Annotated in this window: 19 protein-coding genes and 1 pseudogene; 5 read left to right on the top strand and 15 right to left on the bottom strand. The window is 40.5% G+C overall.

Annotated features, from left to right (window positions below):
* Positions 1-156 precede the first annotated feature (156 nt).
* Positions 157-572: pseudogene (locus AC1DVB_RS02660) on the top strand (DDE-type integrase/transposase/recombinase); the annotation flags it as partial.
* A gap of 212 nt (positions 573-784) precedes the next feature.
* Here AC1DVB_RS02660 and AC1DVB_RS02655 read toward each other — a convergent pair.
* Together AC1DVB_RS02655 and AC1DVB_RS02650 are read right to left on the bottom strand one after the other, a co-directional pair.
* Positions 785-1,945: an MFS transporter gene (locus AC1DVB_RS02655; protein WP_230134401.1), complete on the bottom strand. Its 1,161-nt coding sequence runs from the start codon at positions 1,943-1,945 to the stop codon at positions 785-787.
* Between the two features lie 59 nt (positions 1,946-2,004).
* The gene (locus AC1DVB_RS02650) at positions 2,005-3,330 is read right to left on the bottom strand and encodes a helix-turn-helix domain-containing protein (protein WP_239860373.1); all 1,326 of its coding nucleotides are present in this window, start codon (positions 3,328-3,330) and stop codon (positions 2,005-2,007) included.
* A 473-nt stretch (positions 3,331-3,803) separates the two neighbouring features.
* Between AC1DVB_RS02650 and AC1DVB_RS02645 the strand changes: the two genes are divergently transcribed.
* The 3 genes from AC1DVB_RS02645 to AC1DVB_RS02635 all read left to right on the top strand — a co-directional run bounded on the left by AC1DVB_RS02645 (position 3,804) and on the right by AC1DVB_RS02635 (position 8,171).
* Positions 3,804-5,348 (top strand): AbgT family transporter, encoded by a 1,545-nt coding sequence (locus AC1DVB_RS02645; RefSeq protein ID WP_098864956.1) that lies wholly within the window; start codon positions 3,804-3,806, stop codon positions 5,346-5,348.
* 120 nt (positions 5,349-5,468) lie between these two features.
* Positions 5,469-6,728 carry an amidohydrolase gene (locus tag AC1DVB_RS02640; protein WP_057275598.1) on the top strand — a complete coding sequence of 420 codons (1,260 nt, stop codon included), beginning with the start codon at positions 5,469-5,471 and terminating at the stop codon, positions 6,726-6,728.
* A 36-nt stretch (positions 6,729-6,764) separates the two neighbouring features.
* Positions 6,765-8,171 carry a M20 family metallopeptidase gene (locus AC1DVB_RS02635; RefSeq protein ID WP_477588080.1) on the top strand — a complete coding sequence of 469 codons (1,407 nt, stop codon included), beginning with the start codon at positions 6,765-6,767 and terminating at the stop codon, positions 8,169-8,171.
* A gap of 193 nt (positions 8,172-8,364) precedes the next feature.
* On the opposite strand, the gene AC1DVB_RS02630 is transcribed toward AC1DVB_RS02635, so the two are convergent.
* The 9 genes from AC1DVB_RS02630 to speB form a co-directional block, all read right to left on the bottom strand.
* Positions 8,365-8,886, bottom strand: a complete 522-nt coding sequence (locus AC1DVB_RS02630) for a P-loop NTPase family protein (protein WP_063577272.1) — start codon at positions 8,884-8,886, stop codon at positions 8,365-8,367.
* A 142-nt stretch (positions 8,887-9,028) separates the two neighbouring features.
* Entirely contained in the window at positions 9,029-10,087 is a 1,059-nt protein-coding gene (locus AC1DVB_RS02625; RefSeq protein ID WP_057275595.1) for an alkene reductase, read from the bottom strand.
* Positions 10,088-10,275: 188 nt separating this feature from the next.
* A complete protein-coding gene (locus AC1DVB_RS02620; protein ID WP_328118267.1) occupies positions 10,276-11,706 on the bottom strand; it encodes an MDR family MFS transporter in 1,431 nt (476 codons plus the stop codon).
* 61 nt (positions 11,707-11,767) lie between these two features.
* Entirely contained in the window at positions 11,768-12,340 is a 573-nt protein-coding gene (locus tag AC1DVB_RS02615) for a TetR/AcrR family transcriptional regulator (RefSeq protein WP_106026772.1), read from the bottom strand.
* A 258-nt stretch (positions 12,341-12,598) separates the two neighbouring features.
* Positions 12,599-12,691 carry a putative holin-like toxin gene (locus tag AC1DVB_RS02610; RefSeq protein WP_220126990.1) on the bottom strand — a complete coding sequence of 31 codons (93 nt, stop codon included), beginning with the start codon at positions 12,689-12,691 and terminating at the stop codon, positions 12,599-12,601.
* Between the two features lie 155 nt (positions 12,692-12,846).
* A complete protein-coding gene (locus AC1DVB_RS02605) occupies positions 12,847-13,836 on the bottom strand; it encodes a D-2-hydroxyacid dehydrogenase (protein WP_430755602.1) in 990 nt (329 codons plus the stop codon).
* 89 nt (positions 13,837-13,925) lie between these two features.
* On the bottom strand, positions 13,926-14,732 hold the full coding sequence (locus AC1DVB_RS02600; RefSeq protein WP_477588117.1) for a class II aldolase/adducin family protein: 807 nt from the start codon (positions 14,730-14,732) through the stop codon (positions 13,926-13,928).
* Positions 14,732-16,171, bottom strand: coding sequence for a sodium:solute symporter family protein (locus AC1DVB_RS02595; RefSeq protein ID WP_145504866.1), 1,440 nt, complete (start codon positions 16,169-16,171; stop codon positions 14,732-14,734). The genes AC1DVB_RS02600 and AC1DVB_RS02595 overlap by 1 nt, the downstream gene beginning before the upstream one ends.
* A 99-nt stretch (positions 16,172-16,270) precedes the next feature.
* Positions 16,271-17,269 (bottom strand): agmatinase, encoded by a 999-nt coding sequence (gene speB, locus AC1DVB_RS02590; RefSeq protein WP_048689085.1) that lies wholly within the window; start codon positions 17,267-17,269, stop codon positions 16,271-16,273.
* Positions 17,270-17,588: 319 nt separating this feature from the next.
* On the opposite strand from speB, the gene AC1DVB_RS02585 reads away from it, so the two are divergent.
* Positions 17,589-18,992, top strand: a complete 1,404-nt coding sequence (locus AC1DVB_RS02585; protein WP_477588075.1) for a sigma-54 interaction domain-containing protein — start codon at positions 17,589-17,591, stop codon at positions 18,990-18,992.
* Positions 18,993-19,345: 353 nt separating this feature from the next.
* Here AC1DVB_RS02585 and AC1DVB_RS02580 read toward each other — a convergent pair whose 3' ends face one another.
* From AC1DVB_RS02580 to fba, 4 genes are all read right to left on the bottom strand, one after another.
* Entirely contained in the window at positions 19,346-20,359 is a 1,014-nt protein-coding gene (locus AC1DVB_RS02580; RefSeq protein ID WP_264640353.1) for a LacI family DNA-binding transcriptional regulator, read from the bottom strand.
* A gap of 67 nt (positions 20,360-20,426) precedes the next feature.
* A complete protein-coding gene (locus tag AC1DVB_RS02575) occupies positions 20,427-21,380 on the bottom strand; it encodes a sugar phosphate isomerase/epimerase family protein (RefSeq protein WP_454862174.1) in 954 nt (317 codons plus the stop codon).
* A 42-nt stretch (positions 21,381-21,422) separates the two neighbouring features.
* Entirely contained in the window at positions 21,423-22,616 is a 1,194-nt protein-coding gene (locus tag AC1DVB_RS02570; RefSeq protein WP_454862173.1) for an MFS transporter, read from the bottom strand.
* A gap of 109 nt (positions 22,617-22,725) precedes the next feature.
* The gene (fba, locus tag AC1DVB_RS02565) at positions 22,726-23,580 is read right to left on the bottom strand and encodes a class II fructose-1,6-bisphosphate aldolase (RefSeq protein WP_057275586.1); all 855 of its coding nucleotides are present in this window, start codon (positions 23,578-23,580) and stop codon (positions 22,726-22,728) included.
* Between the last annotated feature and the right edge of the window lie 31 nt (positions 23,581-23,611).

The raw sequence follows: 23,611 nt of genomic DNA, 5'->3' as shown, positions 1-23,611 counted from the left end.
ACGGATGAGACAGCTTCATTGTAGCCAATAAAGTTCTGGTGCGAAAACTTCAAGATAATTGCAATCAATCTCTGAATTTTGGTAATACCGATACTATTACTCTAATAAGGGTTCGTCAGAATGGTAAAGCGAAATTTATTCTAGTGGAAACATTATATTTTTTTGCAAACAGTAAGATGCTTTCGTGATTAGGTAGAAATGATGAAAGAATGGGGTTTATCCGTTGCTCATACAACGATTAGCGTTGGGCTCATCAGTATGGTCTTGAATTAGACAAACGAATCCGTTGTCATCTCAAGCAAACCAACGACTCTTGAGAAAAACATCAATCAAAGTGTACCGGTACAATCCGAATGGAAATACCATCGATTTTCACCTAAGCAAAACAAGAAAACACAAGGCTGCAAAGCAATTCTTTGCAGTCTTTTCATATTTTCTGAGCCTCTAGTCGTGACAGTCGATAAATATCCAGCTTATCCAATTGTAGTTGAAGAATTGAGAAAAAAAAGATGCCATTAGGCATCCAAATAAGGCAAGTGAAATATCTCATGAAAAAGCAGGTTCGTTCAATGTAAGGATTCAAATCCTTTCGCACAGCTACATCCATTATTTCCGGATCCTAAGTATTTGTACCGGAACCTATATGATTATTTGAACAAAATTGGATATACCTTTCCTCTGGTTGCACCGACGCTGGTATTACCAGGGTACCACCAGCAAAAAGGAAAAACACGCTAAGACAATTTTAATGGAAATAAGCTTTTTCTCCTATGCTAAAGGGAAATCAGCTTTTTTTGAACTCTTGATTACCATAACTCATGACAGAAAGAGCAGCTGTACCTAAGGATATCAAGACAAGCACACCACCAACTGTAGGGTTGAACTCGACAGAGGTTTGCTCAATGACAATTCCACCAATAAATGAACCAAAAGCAATACCCACATGGACTGCCGAATTATTTAAGGTTTGCTGGATATCCGAGGTTTCCGGTGACAGCTCAATCAGATAGCTTTGCATCGCTGGTGTGATCGCCCAGCTTAGCATACTCCATACTACCATCAAGATTAGGAAAACCGGTAAAGAGAAAGTTGTATAAGGGATTGAAAACATAGAAACCGCAAAAAAGATAATGACAGAGGTTATAGTACGCTTTGAGCCGAAACGGTCAGCTAGAAAGCCTCCAATTCCCCCGCCAACTACAGCTGCAATTCCAAAAATTAAATAGACTATACTAACCCATGTTCCATCAAGGCCTAGTTTCATTTTTAAAAATGGAGTTAGGTATCCATATAGTGTTAAATGACCCGTCAACATGAAAAAGGAAGTTGCCTGGGCAAATAAAATTTTTCGATTTTTCAATGTACGTAATTGTCTTCCAATTGGAATAGAGGGCTTTGGTGCCATCCTTTCCAGAAAGAAAAACACCCCCGCCATCGAAACTAAGGTTAGGATGGAGATCATGATAAAGGGGGCCCGCCAGCCAAAAGCATTTCCAAGCATCAATCCAATTGGTACCCCCAGTACAAGGGAGGCACTGACTCCCATAAAAACAATTCCGATCGCCCTTGCACGGTATTGTTCAGTTACAATATTTGGAACCATCGTTAAACATAAAGCAATAAGCAATGAACCACTAGAAGCTGCAATGATACGGCCAACAAGTAAAATACTATAATTGTGACTTAAAATCGTAATGACATTTCCTAATAAAAAAATAAACAAAGTAATTAAAGTTAGCCGTTTGCGTTCCACTCTTTGTGTTACTGTTAACAATATGGGCGCTGCCAACGCGAATGCAAGGGAAAAAACAGTCATAAGGAAACCCGCTTGCCCAAGACTCACATCTAAATCATTCGCGACAATATCTAGTAAACCGCCAATGATTAATTCAACCATCCCGACAACAAACGAGACAATCGCCAATAAATACACGCGTTTATCCAAATTTAACTCCTCTCTAAAAAGCAAGATAAATACCCGATAAATTCACTTCCATACTACTTCTAATTTTTCTCTAAAGAGTTGGCTTTCTTTAACATATAAATTTTACGAGGTCTTCCCCGAGGTGATTGAAGTTCTTCTCCTTTATACTCCACTAAACCGATTTCACTCAAACCACTCATGATTCTCTGGGCATTTCGAACGGTCATGGATAAATGGGAAGCTAAATCCGAGGAAGTGAAGCCATCCCAGCCCATACGATCGATCAATGCTTCTATCTTTTTATACGTTTTCACACTAATGTTAGCCTGATTCAATTTATCCAGCAGTTCTTTATCATTGGAACGGAAGGTGTATGCCAATTGTTCTTCTTGACCTACGGATTCGATCATTACACCATCTTCCTGGATAACAACAATTCCAGAACTTTCTTTCTTTTTTGAATGACGGATCGCCTTGCGGGCATTGATTTCTGCCGATGCTGCCGTTTCACCAAAACCAATGCCGACTGCAACAGAAACATCCATCTCAAGGGCCAGTTGTTGAACAGTACTTCGCAAGCTGCCAATTTCCCGTTCAATGGCCTTTCGTGAACTAAATATTTGATAGCGTCCGTTTCCATTTTCGATGAGGGATCCATCTAATTTTTCGCAAAATGTAAGCAATGTTTGTTTAATCTTAAGCTCCAAATGCTGGAGATGGTAACGAATATTAACCTCGTCAACAAATTGATCAAACTGATCAATTTCAATGATTTCGACACCAATCTGGCTATCCTTGAAATAAGTACTTTTTGCCTTTTCAATTAAAATTTTGACCGCTTGCCGAATTTCCATTTTGGTCATATTAATTTTGTAGACAGGAACACTTTCCTTCTTCAAGGCCTCATAAACAGATTGTAAAACGGTAAGGACACCATGTACCTCCCCTTCCCTCCACAACTGAAGATGAAATTGGACAATTTCTTGATAATCATATTGTTCATCAAATGTTTTTACATAAATATGTTCAGTGGAAATCCCCAGCTCTTGCAGCGACTCATGAAGAAAAAAGTCTTCCAATCGAATCATATCGATGGACAACTTATCGAAAAAATGTTTTTGATCTGCAGACATTTGTAATAAACATCGATATAAACTAGATCCTACAGGGGGACAATATGTAAAATTAGCCTCTGAATCCAACATTCCTTTTGCTATTCTATAAGGTACCGGTCCAGAGAAAAACCAACCATTTACTGTACTTTGATGTTTTTTTATAATGTCCGTCACCTCACGTGCATCTTCATATGGAAAATCAATAAAATCTATTTCATGTTCAAATTCATTAGTGACATCCCGAATTTTCTTTAAAGATGAAAGTGGACCAACAACCCCAATTTTATACAAGTTTATTTCACCCCTACATCATACTATTCGTTTTATTATATCAAAATAACCAACCCTAACAGGGAATAAAAATGATATCCAAATATACAAGCATGGTAAAGAACCGTTTGACATGAATAAACGGTGCTGCTTAATATGGTTTACTTATCTATCGTAAGTTCAAGAATGGCAGGATTTAATCATTCAATGATTTCGCATTCCATTGTTTACTTTACAACAATTACCAGAAAATAATTTCCTTTTATTCAGAAAATTTTATTGAAATAGATTATTCTTAATTATATAATACATTTAACGAAAATAGCGTTAAGTATTCGTTAAATAAAATCAGTATACTTGGAAGAGATTAATGAAGTTCACAAAGGATGATAGACGCTAATTTGAGTTTAAGGCAGGTTTAGAGAAAAAGTTTATAAAGGGAATGCTACAAAACGCAAAACTACAAATGGAAGAAGGTTTAGGAGGAGAATGTAATGGAACAAAAAGTAATCAAAGATACAACTAATCTTCAAAATCAGAAAACGGGTGGTTTTTTCAATAGAGTAGAGCGAATAGGAAACAAAATCCCCCACCCCTTTATCTTATTTATTTATATGATTGCCTTTTTATTTGTTGTAACCGCTCTCTTATCCGTTTTCCATGTTTCGGCATCGGACCCTATTAGTGGAGAGAAAGTGGAAGTTCAAAACCTTTTAAGCCGTGAAGGCATCCAATGGATTTTGCCGAATATGATTAAAAACTTTTCAGGGTTTTTACCATTGGGATCTATTTTAGCCCTAATGCTGGGAGTGGGACTCGCTGAAAAGGTCGGATTGTTAGAAGTTTTGATTCGAAAAATGTCGTTAAAGGTCTCAGGGAAATACGCAAGTTATTTAGTTGTATTTGTTGCCTTCTTCAGTCATGTTTCTTCTGATGCTGCGCTTGTCATCATGCCTCCCCTTGGAGCTTTGATTTTCCTTGCTGTGGGACGGCACCCTGTTGCAGGCTTGCTCGCTGCCATTGCTGGGGTTGGTTCAGGTTTCACTGCCAACTTATTAATCGTCACAACAGATGTCTTGCTTTCAGGAATCAGTTCGGAAGTAGCGAAAGGCATGAATGCAAATTTGACCGTTAATGTTACGGATAACTGGTTCTTTATGGCGACTTCCGTTCTCGTACTCACGGTAGTTATATCCTTGATTACAGATAAATTTGTTGAGCCGCGTTTAGGAAAGTATGAAGGTGGCGGTAAACATAAAAAATTGGAGCAATTAACGAAGCAACAAAACAAAGCACTCCTGGCTACAGGTATTTCAGCATTGATTTTTATAGCTGTTATGGCCATTCTAGTCGTTCCAGAAGGAGCCCTATTGCGAAATCCAGAAACCGGAGCCATCCTCCCTTCTCCATTCATGTCCGGAATTGTCGCAATCATCTTACTCTTCTTTTTTACAGTTTCCATTACTTATGGAGTTAAGGTGGGAGCAATCAAGAAACAAAATGACATTCCGGAATTATTGGTAGACCCAATTAAAGGCATGGCCGGATTCATTATTATGGTTTTCCCGCTTTCCCAGTTTGTCGCTTGCTTTAACTGGAGTAATATGGGTAAGTTTTTGGCTTTATCCATCACAGATCTGTTGGAACAGCTAAACATAGAAGGTGCACCTGTCCTAATAGGGCTAATGTTCTTATCTGGACTTCTTTCCATGTTCATTGCCAGCGGATCGGCAATATGGTCTATATTGGCACCCGTTTTTGTCCCAATGTTCATGGTATTAGGCTATCATCCTGCCTTCGCCCAAATGTTGTTCAGGGTAGCAGATTCATCTGTACTGCCATTGGCACCTGTATCTCCATTTGTCCCACTATTCTTAAGTTTCTTACAAGAGTATCGAAAAGATGCAAAACTAGGAACTTATTATTCTCTTATTTTGCCTTATCCGATTATCATCTTCATCATTTGGACATTATTGGTTGTGGTTTGGTATTTCCTTGGCCTCCCAATTGGTCCCGGAGTATATCCGAAATTACCGTAATTTGAAAAGTCCCAAGCGCCCCGTATGTCCCTTAAGCGACTTGAGGGGCTGGGCCGCTTGATATAGACACTAAATCGTATGATACGAATTATCATCAAATAAAATTAGGAGTGAAACGAATTGGATATTATTTCTTTAAGACGTGATCTTCATCAACACCCGGAAGTTGGCTTTACGGAATTTCGTACTGCTTCAAAGGTAGTGGAAGCACTAACTTCCCTGAAGTATAACGTGATATTTGGAAAAGACGCTTTAGATGGTGATTCTCGCCGTGGAGTCCCCCCTATCGAAGTATTAGAGGAAACATTTAATAGAGCATTACAAGATGGTGCCAATCCAAAGATCCTCCAAGAAATGGAGGGTGGATATACTGCCGTCATTGGTGTATTAAAAGGAAAAATGGCTGGCCCAACCGTTGCTTTCCGCTTTGATATGGATGCATTGCCTGTTACGGAAAGTACTGATTCTGACCACTTCCCGCAAATAAACGGTTTTCGTTCAAAATATGAAGGCAATATGCATGCCTGTGCACACGATGGCCATACAGCCATTGGCTTAGGACTTGCTGAAAAATTAGCGGATGGCAATTTCGCAGGAACCGTAAAGCTAATTTTTCAACCAGCTGAAGAGGGCGTACGCGGTGCCTATTCAATTGTACAAAAAGGAATTTTGGATGATGTGGATCATATATATTGTCTGCACCTTGGCACAGATGTCCCTCTAGGAGAATTTCACGGTGGGTCTTCCGGATTTTTAGCAAGTACGAAAATGGCTGCACATTTTCATGGGGTATCTTCTCATGCAGGTGCTTCTCCTGAAAAAGGTAAAAATGCATTATTGGGAGCAGCCACCGCATTGTTAAATATTCATGCCATTCCTAGATTCAGTTCAGGCTCGACCCGTGTGAACGTAGGTGTTCTTAATGGAGGAACAGCCGCTAATATTATTCCAGCGCATGCAAAAATGATCATTGAAACCCGATCTGTAACCGAAGAAGCAAATGCTGAAATGGAGAAACGTGTTCGAAATATCGTGGCTCATAGTGCAGGTATGCATGAGCTTGAACATGAAATTGAAATTATAGGACAAGCAATTACGATTCGCTGTGATCAAGAACTTGTCGAACTGGCCATGGAAGAAGCCAGGAATGTAGATGGTTTTTCAACAATCGAAGCATGCAGGAAATCCGGTTCTGCTGGAAGCGAAGATGCAAGTTTCATGATTCGAAGAGTACAGGATAATGGCGGGAAAGGGACATATATGATTATTGGGACTGATATTCCTGCACCACATCACCACCCTAAATTTGATATTCAAGAAGAGGTTTTACCAAGGAGTGTAGAACTTTTGAATCTTATTGCTAGACGGCTTTTAAAATAATTTTTCAGTATATATATAGGAAGGAAAGAGTGAAAAATGACATATGTAAATAGACTATCGGAAATCATTGAACAAAAAAAAGAAAAATTCATTGAAGTCAGTGACTGTATATGGAATTTTGCAGAAACACGTTTTGAAGAATATCAATCTGCTGAATTGCTATGCAAAACATTAGAAAGCGAAGGATTTTCTGTTGAAAAAGGTGTCGGAAACATAGAAACGGCATTCATCGGCAGCTTTGGAACCGGTAAACCTATTGTGGCAATCATGGGAGAGTTCGATGCATTGTCAGGTATGAGTCAAAAAGCGGCTACGGCTAAACAGGAGCCACTAGTACAAGGTGAAAATGGCCATGGCTGCGGTCACAATTTACTTGGTACGGGATCTTTAGCTGCAGCTGTTGCAGTGAAGGATTATATGGAAGAGAATCATATAAATGGGACAGTTCGTTATTATGGATGTCCTGGAGAAGAAGGCGGATCAGGCAAAACATTCATGGTCAGAGAAGGTTTGTTCGATGACGTTGATTTTGCATTTTGTTGGCATCCACTGGATGTTAACGGCGTCATGTCGATGGATTCACTTTCCAATTTCCAAGTGTATTATAAGTTTAAAGGCAAAAGCTCCCATGCAGCAGCATCACCACATTTGGGACGGAGTGCTTTAGATGCCGTAGAACTTATGAATGTTGGCGTGAACTATTTAAGAGAGCATATTATCCAGGAAGCAAGAGTCCATTATGCAATAACGAATTCAGGTGGATTATCTCCTAATGTTGTCCAACAAGATGCTGAAGTTCTTTATTTATTACGAGCTCCAGAAGTTTCACAAGTTCAAGATATTTACTTAAGAGTTTGTAATATTGCTAAAGGTGCTGCCCTGATGACAGGAACTGAATTGGAAATCGTTTTTGACAAAGCCTGTTCCAATGTTATCCAAAACACTGTGTTAGATTCCGTCATGCATAAAAATTTTCAAGAATTAGGCATTCCACAACACGATGATGATGAAAAACAGCTTGCCAAAGAAATCCGCGCCACCTTAACCGAACAAGAAAGGAACAGTACAATCAATCCATTTAAAGATAATCAAGATGATGCACTGGCAAATTGGTTAGAACCCATTGATGGCCTCCAAGCGCCATTAACAGGTTCATCGGATGTGGGAGATGTTAGCTGGATTGTTCCTACTGCCCAATGCACAACGGCTTGTTTTGTTCTTGGGTCACCTTTGCATAGCTGGCAGTGGGTTACACTGGGATCAACAACCATTGCCCATAAAGGAATGCTTCATGCCGGCAAGGTTATTGCGGCAACTGCAGTAGAAGTACTTCAAAATCCGGAATTAATCGAAAAGGCAAAAACGGAACTAAAAGAACGATTACAAGGAAAAAGCTATATCTCCCCTATCCCGCAAAATGTAAAACCTTTAGTAAAAAGATGAAGACTAGATTACTGAGTTGCCGTAATCGTAAATTGTTCGCAGCCAAACTCGGTTTCTTCGATTTTGTCTAAAGTCTCAGGGATCTTCGATTGGAAGATCCCTTTTCCATTTGTGCTTATGAGCTCGTTGTTAAGATCAGGAAAGACCCAGTTTTGAAAATCTCTAAGATTCATAAAGATTAATGGTAAGAAGCTTATCCCTTCATATTCAACAAATATCCTTCAATATCGGGCTTACTTTTTAACATAACTATCACCTTTTCAGGGTCACTCTTTTGAAGATCTGCCAATTTGATTTTCATTTCTTTCTTGCGAGGAAAGTAAGTGGATATGATAAATTTGATAAACTCCCAGTCTAGTTTTTCATGGCAGCCTTTAGCCATATCGGTCCTTGTTTTACCTAGATTAGACAACCAGCGTTTTATCACACGGTAAAGGCAAACACGGAGAGGAAGTTCTAAATAAATAATCGTATCGGCTAGCTCCGAACGCAGGTTAAAAGAATGACTATAGTTGCCTTCCATGATCCACTTGTCATGACTCACTACTTCCTTTTGAGCAGAAATAAAATCCTCTAAAGGAGCCTCCACCCAGCCAGGCCTCCAGTAGAATGTATCCAAATGATATACCTCGATATTCAAATGATCTCCAAGCCTTCTTGCAAAAGTAGATTTCCCGACACCCGCGGACACTCCGATAACCATGATACGTTCCATCGATATACCATCCACTCTCCCCTTTTATGTTCATAAGAAAAGGCGACCCTTCTTGAAGAAGAATCGCATCAGTTTTAGAAAATGAAGTATGGTTGCTGCGGTGTCCTGTCAAAGAACAAGCCAGCCTTACATTTTATCCCTATTAAATCAGATGCCCTAAATGTTTCTTTACCTCGTAATCAACAAGTTTTTCATCTTTCTTAATTCGTGCCAGATAATCCGGGTTGGCTATAAGCGGACGGCCAATCGCCGCAACGTCAATGATTCCTTTTTCCAGTGCTGCTTCCGCTGTTTCAGGATCAAGCCCGCCCACACCGACTATGATTCCATCCCAGTGGCTGCGTACCAATTCATGCATGGTCAATCCTCTTGCAATCGGTTTGGTAAATTCCATCGTGGATGGGTGAATCATTTTGACTCCTGTTTCATTGAACGCTTCAATAAATGTTTGGATCGCTTTTTCAGGGTCTTCCCACATATAAGACGGCTGGTCAATTTTCAAAGCCGAGAAACGAATAAGGGTACGTTCCGCTCCTACCGCATCAATAACTGCTTTTAGCACTTCCTTCATAAATGTCAGACGCTGTTTTAAATCACCACCGTACCGATCGGTCCTTTTATTGGAGGTGTCAGAATTGAACTGGTCTATTAAGTAGCCATGTGCACCATGAATTTCAACGCCGTCAAAACCAGCAATCATTGCATTCTTTGCAGCTTGTTTATATTGGTTCACAACTTCTGCAATATCCGTCTCTGTCATTTCTTCAGGAGTATCAAAAGGTTTGCCGAATCGTGAAACCTTACCTTCTGCAGCGATAGGTGACGGAGCCTGCGGAGGAAGTCCTCCTGCAATTTCATGGTGGCTTGCACGGCCCACATGCCAGATTTGCGCAATAATCGTTCCGCCTTCAGCATGTACTGCTTCCGTTACTTTTTTCCATCCGTCGATTTGCTCTTGAGTATATATACCGGGAACTCCAGGATTGCCCTTTGCTCTTGGTGAAATCACTACACCTTCAGTAATGATAAGTCCGATTCCATCTTGAGCCCGTTTTCGGTAATATTCTACGGTCAGGTCATTCACAACACCAGTTTCGTTATCGGCAAACGACCGAGTCATAGGAGCCATTGCCGTTCTTGTTTTTAAGTTCCATGCACCTATTGTTACAGGTTCAAACATTTTGGTTTTTATTGTTTTCATTTGAGTTCCTCCTGTTAACCGCTTTACCTGAGCTGAATTTTAGTAACTTTCATTGTGTAAGATTATCCGATAAGTGGTTAGTTTTCAAATAATTCACTCTGATTTTTTCGTTTTTGATGAAATATGGTAATAAATACCAGTAAAAAAAACCAGACAGAGAAACTCCATTCCCTGCTGGCTAATTTATCTTATTGGTCTCGTGCTGTTCTGATAAAAAACGATACGATCAAACCAATGATTGCAAGGACAAGGCCGAAAATAAAGGCATCTTGAACGCCTGCAGTCAATGAACCGCTAATGGCAGACGGATCGAACGGATCTTCTGCATTTGCCATATAATTTTTTTGGGATGCTGACATGATCGTAATGGCAACGGTTGTACCGATGGCCCCCGATACTTGTTGCAATGTATTCATTAGAGCCGTTCCATCCGGATAAAGATTTTTTGGCAGTTGATTCAGGCCATTTGTCTGGGCCGGCATCATGACCATCGAAACACCAATCATAAGGAGGGAGTGCATGACGATTACCATTATGATCGTCGTTTCAGTCGTTACGTTCGTCAAAGACCATAACATGACAATCATGATAATGAAGCCTGGAACCACTAACCCTCTTGGACCGAACTTATCAAAAATGCGCCCCGTAACCGGAGACATGATACCATTAAGCACTCCCCCCGGCAATAGTACCAGCCCAGCAGAAAACGCAGCTAATGCAAGCCCGGTTTGCAGGTATAGCGGTAAGAGAATCATGGATGACATGATGATCATGAAGGTGATGAAGACGGTTATTAACCCTAACGTGAACATCGGGTATTTAAAAACGCGCAAGTCAATCATTGGTTTATCCATATTGAATTGCCTCACAGCAAACAGGAATAACGCTATAAGTCCAACAATGATCGAGGATAAAACGATCGCATTGCTCCATCCTTGCTCTCCAACAATACTAAAGCCATAAACAATTCCCCCAAAACCAATGGTCGATAAAATAATGGATGGTACATCGATTTTAGGTTTGGTGATTATTGAAACGTTTTGCATATACTTCAGACCGAATAGTAAAGCGATCACAAAGAACGGCAAAGACACCCAGAAAATGTAGTTCCATTTTAGATTTTCAATAATCAAGCCTGAAACTGTCGGTCCGATGGCCGGGGCAAACATAATCACCAGCCCCATCAATCCCATCGTCGCTCCCCTTTTATGAATAGGGAAAATCAATAAAATGGTATTGAACATGAGAGGCAATAAAAGACCCGTTCCGATTGCCTGGATGACACGAGCTAGCATCAAGATGCCGAACCCGGGTGCAATTGCTGCAATGAGCGTCCCAATGATGGAGAACACCATTGAGGCAATGAATAATTGACGAGTATTGAACCACTGAATCAAGAGTCCCGAAACGGGAACCAATATCCCCAATGTCAATAGGTAACCCGTTGTTAGCCATTGCACGGTTGAAGGACTGACATTGAATTCTTGAATTAGATCCCCCAGCGCCATGTTTAATGCCGTCTCGCTGAATAACCCGATGAACCCTGCTATTAAAAATGCAATTAATATAGGGGTCGTCCTAATCACAGGGTTTTGTTGCTGTGTTGCATCTGCTGACATAAAATAATTCCTCCAATTACTAACTGTTCGACCTAAGCTTAAGATAATTTTTCCGCATGACTTATTTATTTATCAGCAATAATGGTATCTGTTCCGCAATGGCTTGGAGAGGTTCCCCGTTTTTCGCCGTTAAGGATAAAAGGATACCCCCTTCAATCAAAGCATTGATTACGATACTCAATTCTTTTGCCCGTTTCTCACTGAAGTCCGCTTCGAGTAATTTCTTCACATAAATGGATTGCCAATCTTCCATCGCTTCTTGACAGGCCATTCTTATCTGCTCACTCGTCGTATATGTTTCCGCTGCAATCGTCCCGATTGGCAGTCCTAATAGATTTTCACTATGACCAAAAACCTCGGATAAATGAAAAATATGAGACTGAATGGCTTTAATAGGGTCTTCAATTTCATCAAACCCCCGTTTAATTTCATCTATCACGAATTCTTTTGTATGAATAATCGCCTCGATCGCCAATTCTTCTTTACCTTTCGGAAAATAATGATACAGCGAACCTTTTGGGATACCACTTTCCTCAATAATGTCCTTAAGCCCCACACCGTAATATCCACGTATACGAAAAAGTCTGGAAGCAGCTTCAATAAGAATGTCTTTCGAGTTTCGTTTCTCTGCCATAGCTGGATCACTCCTTGAAATTATATCAACCGGTCTATTAGAGACTATACTTGTATATCATTGTTTTGTCAAAGATGATACCTATGTATGCATGGAATATCGATTAAAACTCATTGGAAACAAAACAAAAAAGAACACCTCATAATGGTGTTCTCTGCAAGTTTAAAAAATCGACAAAATCAATACCTCTTTAAATAACCCAGAATTTTTTAAAACGCTTCCATTATTAATCAAACACATCGGCCTGCCTCAATATCTTCAAGGATTCTTGTCATGATTTTTGAAATCAAGAATAGCAATTACAAACATGCCAAAGCTTAGCATCAGGGAAATAACTTCGAAAGTACCCATTCATACATCGCCTCCTTATATCCAGCTTTTCCTGATCAGAGATTGTCCTATACAAGAAAAAGATGAAGCAGCGGCTTTTAAACAAAAATAAGCAAACCCAATCAGGGTCTGCCCTTGTACTCCATTCGAATTTCTTTTCAAAAGACCGATCGCTGTTAATAACCAAGTTTTTTTTCTACAACGTTCATTAGGGGTTTACCGTCTGAAAAAAGCTTTAAATTTCTAAGGAATAATTCCATCACACGATCTAGGTGCTTGGAAGAGTTGTAAGCATTATGTGGGGATACCATGACGTTTTCCAGCTGCCAAAAAGGGTGGTCCTTAGGTAAAGGTTCTACTTCAAACACATCCAGAGCCGCTCCTGCTATGTGCCCATTGCTCAAGGAATGAATTAAATCTTCATCGACAATCGTATTACCTCGGCCGACATTAATTACATAACTGCCTTTTTTCATTTTATTTAAGCGTTCTTTATTAAAAAAGTATGAAGTATCTTTTGTAAACGGAAGGGCCAAGACGACAAAGTCGGACATGGAAAGGACCTCATCCACTTTATCCATTCCCATTATCAAATCAGCAGGTTCATATTCGGTGTTCCTCTTGGTGGGATTCCGGCGGCACCCAATAACGGTCATACCCAGCGCTTTACATCTCTTGGCTATCTCATGGCCAATATCACCATACCCAATTATCCCCATTGTCGCATTTTCAAGATCTTTCACTGGAATTTCAACCCACGTTTTGTTTATTTGATTTCTGATCATTGTCGGTACGCCTCTTGCTAACGAAGATAGCATCGCAATTGTATGCTCGGCTATCGGGACAGATGTGCAGCCTTTGACATTGGTGATGATGACATCGCTGTTTTGTATATCTTCATTCAGCATGGCCTCCACTCCAGCACTGTCTGAATGGACCCATTTAATCTTTGGAGCTTTTTTTATAATGTTAAGATTATCATGAAGCCCCAGCGTATATAGGACATCAAACTTTGTTAAATCAACTGTTGGCTGTGGTTCGGGTTCGCCGAATTCCCATGGCTCGACAACAACTTCCGAACAAATCTCCTTAAACTGATTGATGTATTTTTCCGGTATATCGACCCTGATATAAAGTGAAGGTGCTGCTTTCTTAGAAGCGGACATTATAAAACCTCCTCAAGAACATACGATTCCTTTTTCCCTCTTTTACGGGAAGGCAATCCGTTGGGATTATACCATGCCATGCTTCATGGTCACTTCAAGAAATCTGGTTGCTCTTTTCTGATCCTTTCCCACAGAGGCTGGAAACTCAGCCATCCCTCATATTCCGTTCCCGTTTGTTCTGCAGTCAATTTGGCATACTCTTCTTCTATAAAAATCGGCTTACCTACAGATTCAGCCATTATCTGTGCTTGGCATGAACGTTCCATCGTTATGAACCACCAAGCAGCTGAATCTACAGATTGGCCGACCGTTAACAATCCAYGATTGCGGAGGATGACAGCTTTGTATTGACCTAAAGCCTTCGCAATGCGCCTACCTTCTTCGGATGCATAAACGACACCAGTAAAATCATCAAATAATGCATGATCATTGTAAAATTGGCAGGCATCTTGCGTAATCGGATCTAACAGTCTCCCTAAGGAAGACCATGTTTTTCCATAGACCGAATGAGCATGTGCCGCTGCAATCGCATCCGGCCGTGCTTTATGAATTTCAGAATGAATGGCAAAGGCAGCACCATTAATAGAATGTTCACCCTCTACAATATCACCTTTATGATTAACCAATATAAGATCCGAAACGGAAATTTGACTAAAATGCATCCCAAACGGATTGACCCAGAAATGGTCTGTATATTTAGGATCACGGACCGTAATATGGCCTGCTATCCCTTCATCGAAACCAAACTTTGAAAAAAGGCGGAATGAAGCTGCCAACCGTTCCTTCCTGTGAATGCGTTCTTCTTCCATTGTATTGAATGTTGCCGGTTGCAGGGAAATTGTCTTTGTCATATTTCGTTCCTCCTCGAATCTTTTTCCGTTTTTTTGCTGAAACATCAATTAGCCATGGTATCCATGTCAGCTTTGCCCTTTATATCTTGCTTTACTTCACTTTCATTTATATGATCATTATTGGAACTTAGGAGAGTGATCGTAGTAATGACGACAAAACTAGTAGCGAGCCCGTACAGAATTGGTTGAGTGGAGGAAGGTCCATTAATCACCAATCCGACAATGATAACGATCATGCTGGCGAGAATCGAGTAAAATGCCGCTGTAGCCGTGACCCTTTTCCAAAAGAAACCAAGGATGATCGGAAAGAACACAGCTCCGGATAAAATTGCGTAAGCTACATCCAATGCAACTAAAATATCTTGAATCCAAATCGAAACGATTATGGTCAATACACCAATCGTTAAAGTTGTAATTCGGGATGTTTTTAAAAATTGTCGTTCACTCATTTTTGGACCAATATATTTTTTAATGATGTCATTAACAACTAAAGTGGACGAAGCAAGCAAAGTTCCTGAAGCAGTGGACATTAGGGCTGATACCACACTCGCAATGACAACCCCTAACAGACCAGCAGGTAAAGTTACCATCGCTATACTGGTAAATGCATTTTGGGGATCGCCTAAATCAGGAAGGATAATAAAAGCGCACATTCCAATGATACTGATTGCAATCGCATAAAAAACACTATATAACCCCGCTCCAATCGTTCCCCCACGAGAAACAGCTTTCGTTCGTGCAGTGAATAGACGCTGCCAAATATCTTGGCCAACAACTACCCCGAGGGTAAATAATAGGAAATATTGAAAAATCGTCTCTCCGCCAATGTTCCCTAACTCGAAATGTGATGCTGGGAGATTTTCTTTTAGCGAGCCCCACCCTCCTGCCTTAGAGATGCTCATCGGAAGCATGATAAAGAAAATACCGATCGTCATGATGACGAATTGCACGACATCAGTCATGGTGACTGACCACATACCTCCTAATATTGTATAAAATAAAACGATCCCGCCCCCGACTATCATGGAAACCGTTAAATTCCAGCCAGCCAAAACATGTAATATTGTCCCCATCCCGATCACTTGCGTTACAGTCAGCATGAATGTATAGATAACAGAGACAAGGGCACTGATCAATCTTGTTTGAGAGTTGTAGCGTTTCTCAAGCATTTCACTGATCGTCAATACTTTTAAATTAAATATCTTATTTGTTAAAAACAGCCCAATAGCGATAATGCCGAGCCCGATCATCACCACTAGCCAAATACCGGATATCCCAAACTGATAACCTAACTTTGCTGTTCCTAGAGTGGAAGCCCCCCCTAATATCACAGCAGCTAAACAGGATAAATACATAAAATGACCAAGATTGCGTCCTGCCACAATGAAATCATCTGCTGTTTTTGCCCGTTTGGATCCGATAACTCCCACAATGATTAAAACAGAAAAATATAGAATCATGATCGATATATCCAAAATATGCATGTACACATCTCCTTTTGGGCTTGTATTGTTCTTATCGCTTTTAAAGAGGGAAGAAAGGACTTACCGCTTCCTTCCTTCTCTAACAGTTAAATGAGGAAACTAATTATTAAGCTGCGTTTCCAAATCTCCTACTCTCTCTTTCTTCTCCATTTTCCCTTTTTTTGCGAGTGCGATGAGTGTGATGAATTCATAGACAATATTAGCGGCTGCGGCAGCCGTGATTTGTCCGTGATCGTATGATGGTAAAACCTCGACAAGATCGAATCCAACAAAATCTATATTCGTCAATCCCCTCACCAAGGCTAAAGCATCATCAATGCTGGCACCGGAAACTTCTGGAGTCCCTGTACCCGGAGCATAAACCGGATCTAAAAAATCAATGTCGAAAGATAAAAACACCGGACCATTCGCAACTCGCTCATGAATGACCCTTAACATCTTCTCGACCCCGATACGCTTATAATCGTTTGTCGTGTAAACTCCCAAACCTAAATCCCGGGCATCCTGAAGATCTTCGGGTCCATACAGTCCGCCCCTCATACCAATTTGAAGAGATCGCGATACATCGATGAGCCCCTCTTCTATTGCGCGGCGAAAAACGGTTCCGTGATTATACTTTTGATCAAAGTAACTATCCCAAGTGTCAGAGTGGGCATCGAACTGAAGCAGTGCAACGGGTCCATGTTTTTTTACGATTGCACGTAACTCCCCGAGTGTAATGGAATGATCGCCTCCCAATGAAATGGGAATGATCCCTTTTTCAATGACGGGAGTAAGCTCTTCTTCGATTTTTTTATATGTTTCCGAAATATACCCCGGGATGATCGGAACATCGCCATAATCAATTCCTGATATATAGTCAAAAATATTAATATCTTGTTCGGGATTATAAGGACGTAAAAGGATTGAAAAATCGCGAATGGCTTCTGGTCCGAATCTCGCACCCGTCCTAAACGATTGCCCAGAATCAAATGGAATTCCCGTAATGACAAAATCCATATTTTCATCTATCTGTTCAACAAATGGGAGCCGCATAAACGTACGCACTCCACAAAAACGGGGTGATTTGAATGAGTCTTTCGGTTGATACTTCGTCATGTAACATCCTCCTAAATTCTAATTCTACTATTATTTTTTTCACTCCATTGCATTTGCAGATGTCATACAAACTTCCATCTTTTCTAATAGAATGGATATTCATAACACCCTTGTTTGGAAATTCTCTTCTTACCTTTTACATAAGCAAGATTCAGGCCAACTATTTCGCTGCGGTATATAAGGCTTTTCATTATTTTGTTTCATCAAATGATTAAAAACTTAATCATTTTCTTGTTTCTTGATTTAAATTTTGATTATTTAGACTTTTTGATTTATATTTTAATTAAGCAGCATCCCAAAACCCAAAGGAGCGTAACGTATGTACGATGATATGCTGGAGGAAGAACTAAATAAAATTATTGAAACATCGAATAATAACATTCTCATTACCGATCAAGATGGAATCATTTTATATTCCAACCCAAAGCTTTGGGAGATTTATGGTATGAAAAGTGACTCTTATATCGGTACCTCCGTCTATCAATTAGAAAGCGAGGGCCTTCTTGCACCTTCCATCAATGCGATTGTTTTAAAGGAAAAGAAAGCGAAACGCATAATGCAAGAAACAAAAACGGGTCATGTTGTCATGTCGACTGGCTATCCCATTTTTAATAAGGAAGGACACCTCGTTAGGGTAATCAGCTATGGTCAGGATCAAACCGAGATCCTGCAATTGCAGGATCAATTTGAACAATTACAACGAAAAGTTAAAGGCTATCAAACGGAAGTCGAGGATTTAAGAGAAAAAGAACTGGATAACCATTATCTGATTGCCAGAAGTAATGAAACGAAGCATATTTTAAAAACGATCCATAATGTTTCAAAAACCGATGCCACGATTCTCTTATTAGGACCTTCCGGCGTAGGGAAAAGCACTTTTGCCCGTGCTGTTCATGACCAAAGCAACCGAAAGAAAGAACCCTTTATCGAAGTGAATTGCAGCACGATACCTGAAAGTTTGTTTGAATCAGAAATATTCGGCTATGAGCCGGGATCATTTACAGGGGCAAATAAGCAAGGGAGGCAAGGCCTGATAGAGCAGGCTGACAGCGGTACTCTTTTCTTGGATGAAATTGGGGAACTCCCACTTGCCATGCAAGCTAAATTACTGAAAGTACTACAGGAGAAAAAGATAAAGCGCATCGGTGGAAAAAAAGAAAACCATATTAACTTCCGCCTAGTTGCAGCAACTAATCAAGATTTGAAGGAGATGGTAAGTCAAGGTAAGTTTAGATTGGACTTATTTTATCGTTTGAATGTGATTCCCATCCAAATTCCGGCATTACATGAACGTAAAGAAGATATCCCTCTCTTAATTCAGCATTACTTAGAAAAAACCAATGATAAATACCAGAAATACAAAAAAATCCATCCATCGACATATGAAGTTTTGACCCATTATCATTGGCCCGGAAATATACGGGAATTAGAAAACTTAATTGAACGGTTAATCCTGACCATCGAAGAACCAATTATATTTCCCGAACACCTTCCGCAATCCATCACAGGGCAAATTGAACAGCCTGAAGACTCCAACTTCCTTGCAATCGAACAGGATTGTGAAGAGAATTTCGATTTAAAAAAGACACTGGAAAAGGTTGAAAGGCAACTGATTGCAAAAGCATGGAAAAAATGTAAAACCACATACGAAATGGCAGAACATTTAGGCATCARCCAGCCAACAGTCATCTATAAATTAAAGAAATACAAACAGTATTTGTAAATTCATCTGGACTGAAATCCCCCGTAATCCATGAATGGTCCTTAGCCTTTAGCCATAGATGCTGTTCAAGCTAAGGGCGCTTTTTAATATTTGCCGGCAATTCGAAGTGAAACGTATGAAGATTAAAAGATTATTCCAATATAAAGGCCATCAAAAAAATCCACATTCAAGTTGAATGGGATTCATATTATATCCCCTGCTGATAAATGTATAATTTCATCATTGAAAAACCCTCTTAGTATGTTTGGCAAACTCCCCTAATGTGGTTTTTTCACATCTTTGGTCGAAATGTAAATAGGCTCCCATAAAAGGAAGCCATTCATTTACTTACCTAACAATCTTACCAAACATTTTTATGAATTCAAGCTTTTTTCCAATTTGGAACCGCAAGATTCGCGGATGATCAACTCATCTTCCAGAACGAATTTTTTCTTTTCAATGGTTCCACCTTTCATTAAGGTCAGCAATAAGTTCGTTGCCTTTTTCCCTATTTCGTACTTAGGCTGGTCAATGGTCGTCATATGCGGATTAAAAATCGATGCTATTTTCAAATTATCAAAACCTACGACAGCAATATCCTCGGGAACGCTCAACCCATGATCCTGGATTGCCTTTACAGCTCCCAGCGCCATTTCATCATTAAAAACGAACACTGCTTCAGGCTTGTTTTCAAGCGATAATAATTTCACCATCTGGTCATAACCTGAGTCAATGCCATAATCCCCTTCCTGGATGTATTCCGGGTTTACTTTCAAGTGATGCTTCTTCATCGCCTGCTGGAACCCCCCTAGGCGATCCCGGCTAAGAATGATGTTCATAGGCGCTGTTATATGGGCAATCCGTCTATAACCAAGCTTGATTAAATGCTCCGTTACTTTTCTGGCACTGCTTACATTGTCGATCGAAACAGTTGGAATGTCCAGTCCGTCCACGTATTCACATGCCAATACAATCGGAAATTGATTTGATAGTTTTTCCAGGCTTTCCCTATTCATTCTAGCAGTAAGGAGTAACGCTCCATCTGCCTGCTTTTTGTAAAGCAAATCGATATATTCCTTTTCCCGTTCAATATCGTTCTCCGTATCTCCCAATATAACCTGATAGCCATTTTCTACAGCTGTATGCTCAATGCCCCGAAGCACTTCGGAAAAAAAGGGCCTTGTGATATCCGGAACGACGACCAGAATGATCTTTGTCTCTTTAGTCCTGAACTGACTGGCAATCATGTGAGGCTTGTAATTCATCTCTTCAATCACCTGCAGCACCTTTTGTTTAGTTTCCTCGCTGACTAAATCCGGCTGTCTGAGCACTCTTGAAACGGTTGCAGGAGATACGTTGGCCATTTTCGCCACATCGCTCATTTTCATACTATTATCTCCACCTGCCTATTTCTTTTGTCATTTTCATTAAGTCCATTATAAAGTAATTTAGACTTCATGTTAAAACATCGAATTCTCTAGGCAATGTTTCTTTCAAAACATTCATGGATTTTTTCACGCCCGTTAGTGGTTCCATTGTCAAATCTTCCATTTCGAGAACGATGGGCCCTTCATAACCAATCATTTTAACAATAGTAAAAAACTCCTTCCACCAGCCACTGTCGTGCCCATACCCGAGTGCAACATAATTCCATGATCTACCTGCATATTGGTTCATTGGTTTCACATCAATCAACCCCTGGACGTCATATATCCCTCTTTCCAAGCGGACATCCTTTGCATGAATATGATAAACTGCGCTTCCTAAAGCCCTTAAAGCCGAAATGGGGTCGCCGCCCATCCAAAATAAATGACTCGGATCAAAATTCATGCCGATCGTATCACCGACTTCATGCCTCAATTTAAAGAGTGTTTCAGGATTGTAAACTAAATTGCAGCCTAGATTTTCGATGGCAACCTTTCTAACCCCGTTTTGTTTTGCCGTTGTCACAGCTTTTTCCCAATAAGGGAATGCCACTTCATTCCACTGCCAATCAAGCATCTCAAAGTGTGAGGGCAAAATGGGATGTGTCAGCCAATTTGGCGTCCTGTCACTTGGTCCGCCGCCAGGACACCCCGACATCATGACAACCGTTTCAACACCTAAAAGCCCAGCTAGCTGAAAGGTCTTATTAACAACGGCTTTATGCATGGCTCCTTCATCTGATGGATCAAGCTGATTGCCAGAACAATTCAACGCTGCAATGCTAATCCCCCTTACATTCAATTCATTTAAAAATTGCTTTCGTTTTGCCGCATTGCCAAGAAGTCCATCGAGATCGAGATGTGGAGCCTTCGACCAATTCCCGCATCCTAGCTCCAGTGTCTCTATTCCCTGATCCACACACGTATCCAGCATCTCTTCAAATGGCATGTAACCTAAAATATCAGTAACTAAACCAACCTTCATAAGTGCTCCTCCTCTATTAAACTAGCATCGCGTTCACATCGCTTAGTTCAATTTCAAATTATGTTTTGTTGCTTTCCTTTCAAGGTGACTCCATACAATCATAAAGAATAAAGCGGTTATACCTAATGACCCCGCGAAATAAAATCCTGAAGAAATACCTAAATGAGAGATCAATATTCCTGCAATGAAAGGTCCAGCGAACATACCAATCGCGTAGATTGCTTGATACGCCCCCATGGCCGTTGCCCTTTTTTCAAGGGAAATCGCCTCTACCGCCATTCCTAAAAACAAGGGAAAAAGAGTACCTAATGAGAATCCATTCAATCCTTGAATCAGAAAAAGCAGCCCTTTTGTTTCTGCTAATGGCGTACATGCTATAAAAATGGCCGTTAGAGCAAAAGCTAGTTTCAGTAACTTCCATTGTCCGAATAATGGTACGAATAATTTCCCGCTAAGCATGGTGGCAATAGCATGAGGAATCATGAATGAAAAGATGACCATGCTGATCTCATCAGTCTGGAGACCAAGCTTTAAAGCAAATGTCGGGGTGAACCCGAACATTGTCGAGAAGATGATGCCATGTGCGAGAATGGATAGAAATGATACTTTTAAAAGCCCTGGTTCAAGCATGACTGATAACAGTTCTTTCAATTGAATGGGCTCTTTCTGAAAATCCTCGTTTGATTCGTAAATAAAAAGCGAAAGGACGACACCAACGAAACCGATGATCCCGCCTCCCCAAAAAGGTGCGTGCCATCCCCATTGATCGACAATGTACCCGCTGACCACCATTCCAAGCAGCTGTGCCAGAACCACAGCTAACGAGATACTTCCCATCGCTCGGTGAAGATCACGTTCTGAAAAATAGCTGGAAAATAAAATGGTGAAGGCTACCCAGGTGGCGGCGGCAATTCCAGCTAACGAGCGGGCCAAAAGGATCCAGCCTAAACTATCGGCCCATGCAAATGTCACGCAGCTCAATGTACTTACGACCATTCCAAATATAATAAAAGGTTTTCTTACTTTTATTAGGTCGGATAGGATTCCGAACGGAAGCCTGAAGAGAAATTGCATTAGCCCATAACTGCCTAATACCATGCCGATAAATGTATAATCCCCTCCAATCGTCTCAAGGTAAGGAGACAAAATGGGAATATAAATGAAATTTGAAAACCAAAAAATAAATGAGAGCACTAAAAATAAAAATCTATTACGTGCGTTATGTAACAAAGTCATTGCAACACTTCCCCTAACCAGCGAACTATCTTTCAGCAATGGCATCTCATGAAAAAAAGTGAATGTACAAAAAGGTGCCCGCAGCGTAATCGGGAACACCTTTTCATTCTTAAGCCTTTCCACTTGTATTGAACTCTGCCATTTTTCTCTTCACGACGGAGGTGATAGCTTCTTTCGCTGGTGTGATAATGGCGCGCGGCTCATATACTTTTCCTTCAACTGCCAATACTTCCCGAATGGTTTTTGCCCACACTTGTATGCTTTCGGTATTAACATTTATTTTGGCGTGTCCAAGTTCAATTGCTTTTTTAATTTGGTGCAACGGAATACCTGAGCCTCCATGTAAGACAAGAGGTACATTAGTCATGTTCGAAATTAATTCCATTTCCTCAAAACCGAGTTTAGGTTCTCCTTGATACGGGCCATGAACGGAACCCAAAGCAGCAGCTAGTGCATCAATTTCTGTTTCTTTTACAATCCGCGTGCATTCATGGGGATCTGCATATTGAATACCGCCAACGAGTCCATCTTCCGTCCCACCGACTGTCCCCACTTCCGCCTCAACGGAAACGCCGTTCTTTTGGGCATAGTCGACAACCATTTTGGTGATTTCAATATTTACATCTATTGGATGATGGGAGCCATCGATCATGACCGATGTAAAACCCGCATCGATCGCTTTTCTGCATCGTTCCACATCCATTCCATGATCAAGATGAAGGGCAACCGGAACCGTAATGTCCATTTCTTCCATAAGGCTTTTTACAATGGCCGCAATCGTTTTAAATCCGCCAAGATAATCAACAAGCCTGTCCGATGCCGCAAGTATGATCGGCGCTCGTTCCTCATTGGCAGCTTGTAAAAACGACTGGGCGAATGCCAAACCATTAATATTATATTGACCCACAGCATACCTTTCTGCTTTTGCTTTTAAAAGCATCTCTCTCATTGATACTAAAGGCATTATTCCTTCACCACCTTATTCCCGAGATTAC

This window comes from Peribacillus sp. P4_D6, assembly GCF_056401795.1.
Note: the sequence above shows the minus strand (reverse complement) of the source record. Positions and strands in the feature narration are given on the sequence as shown.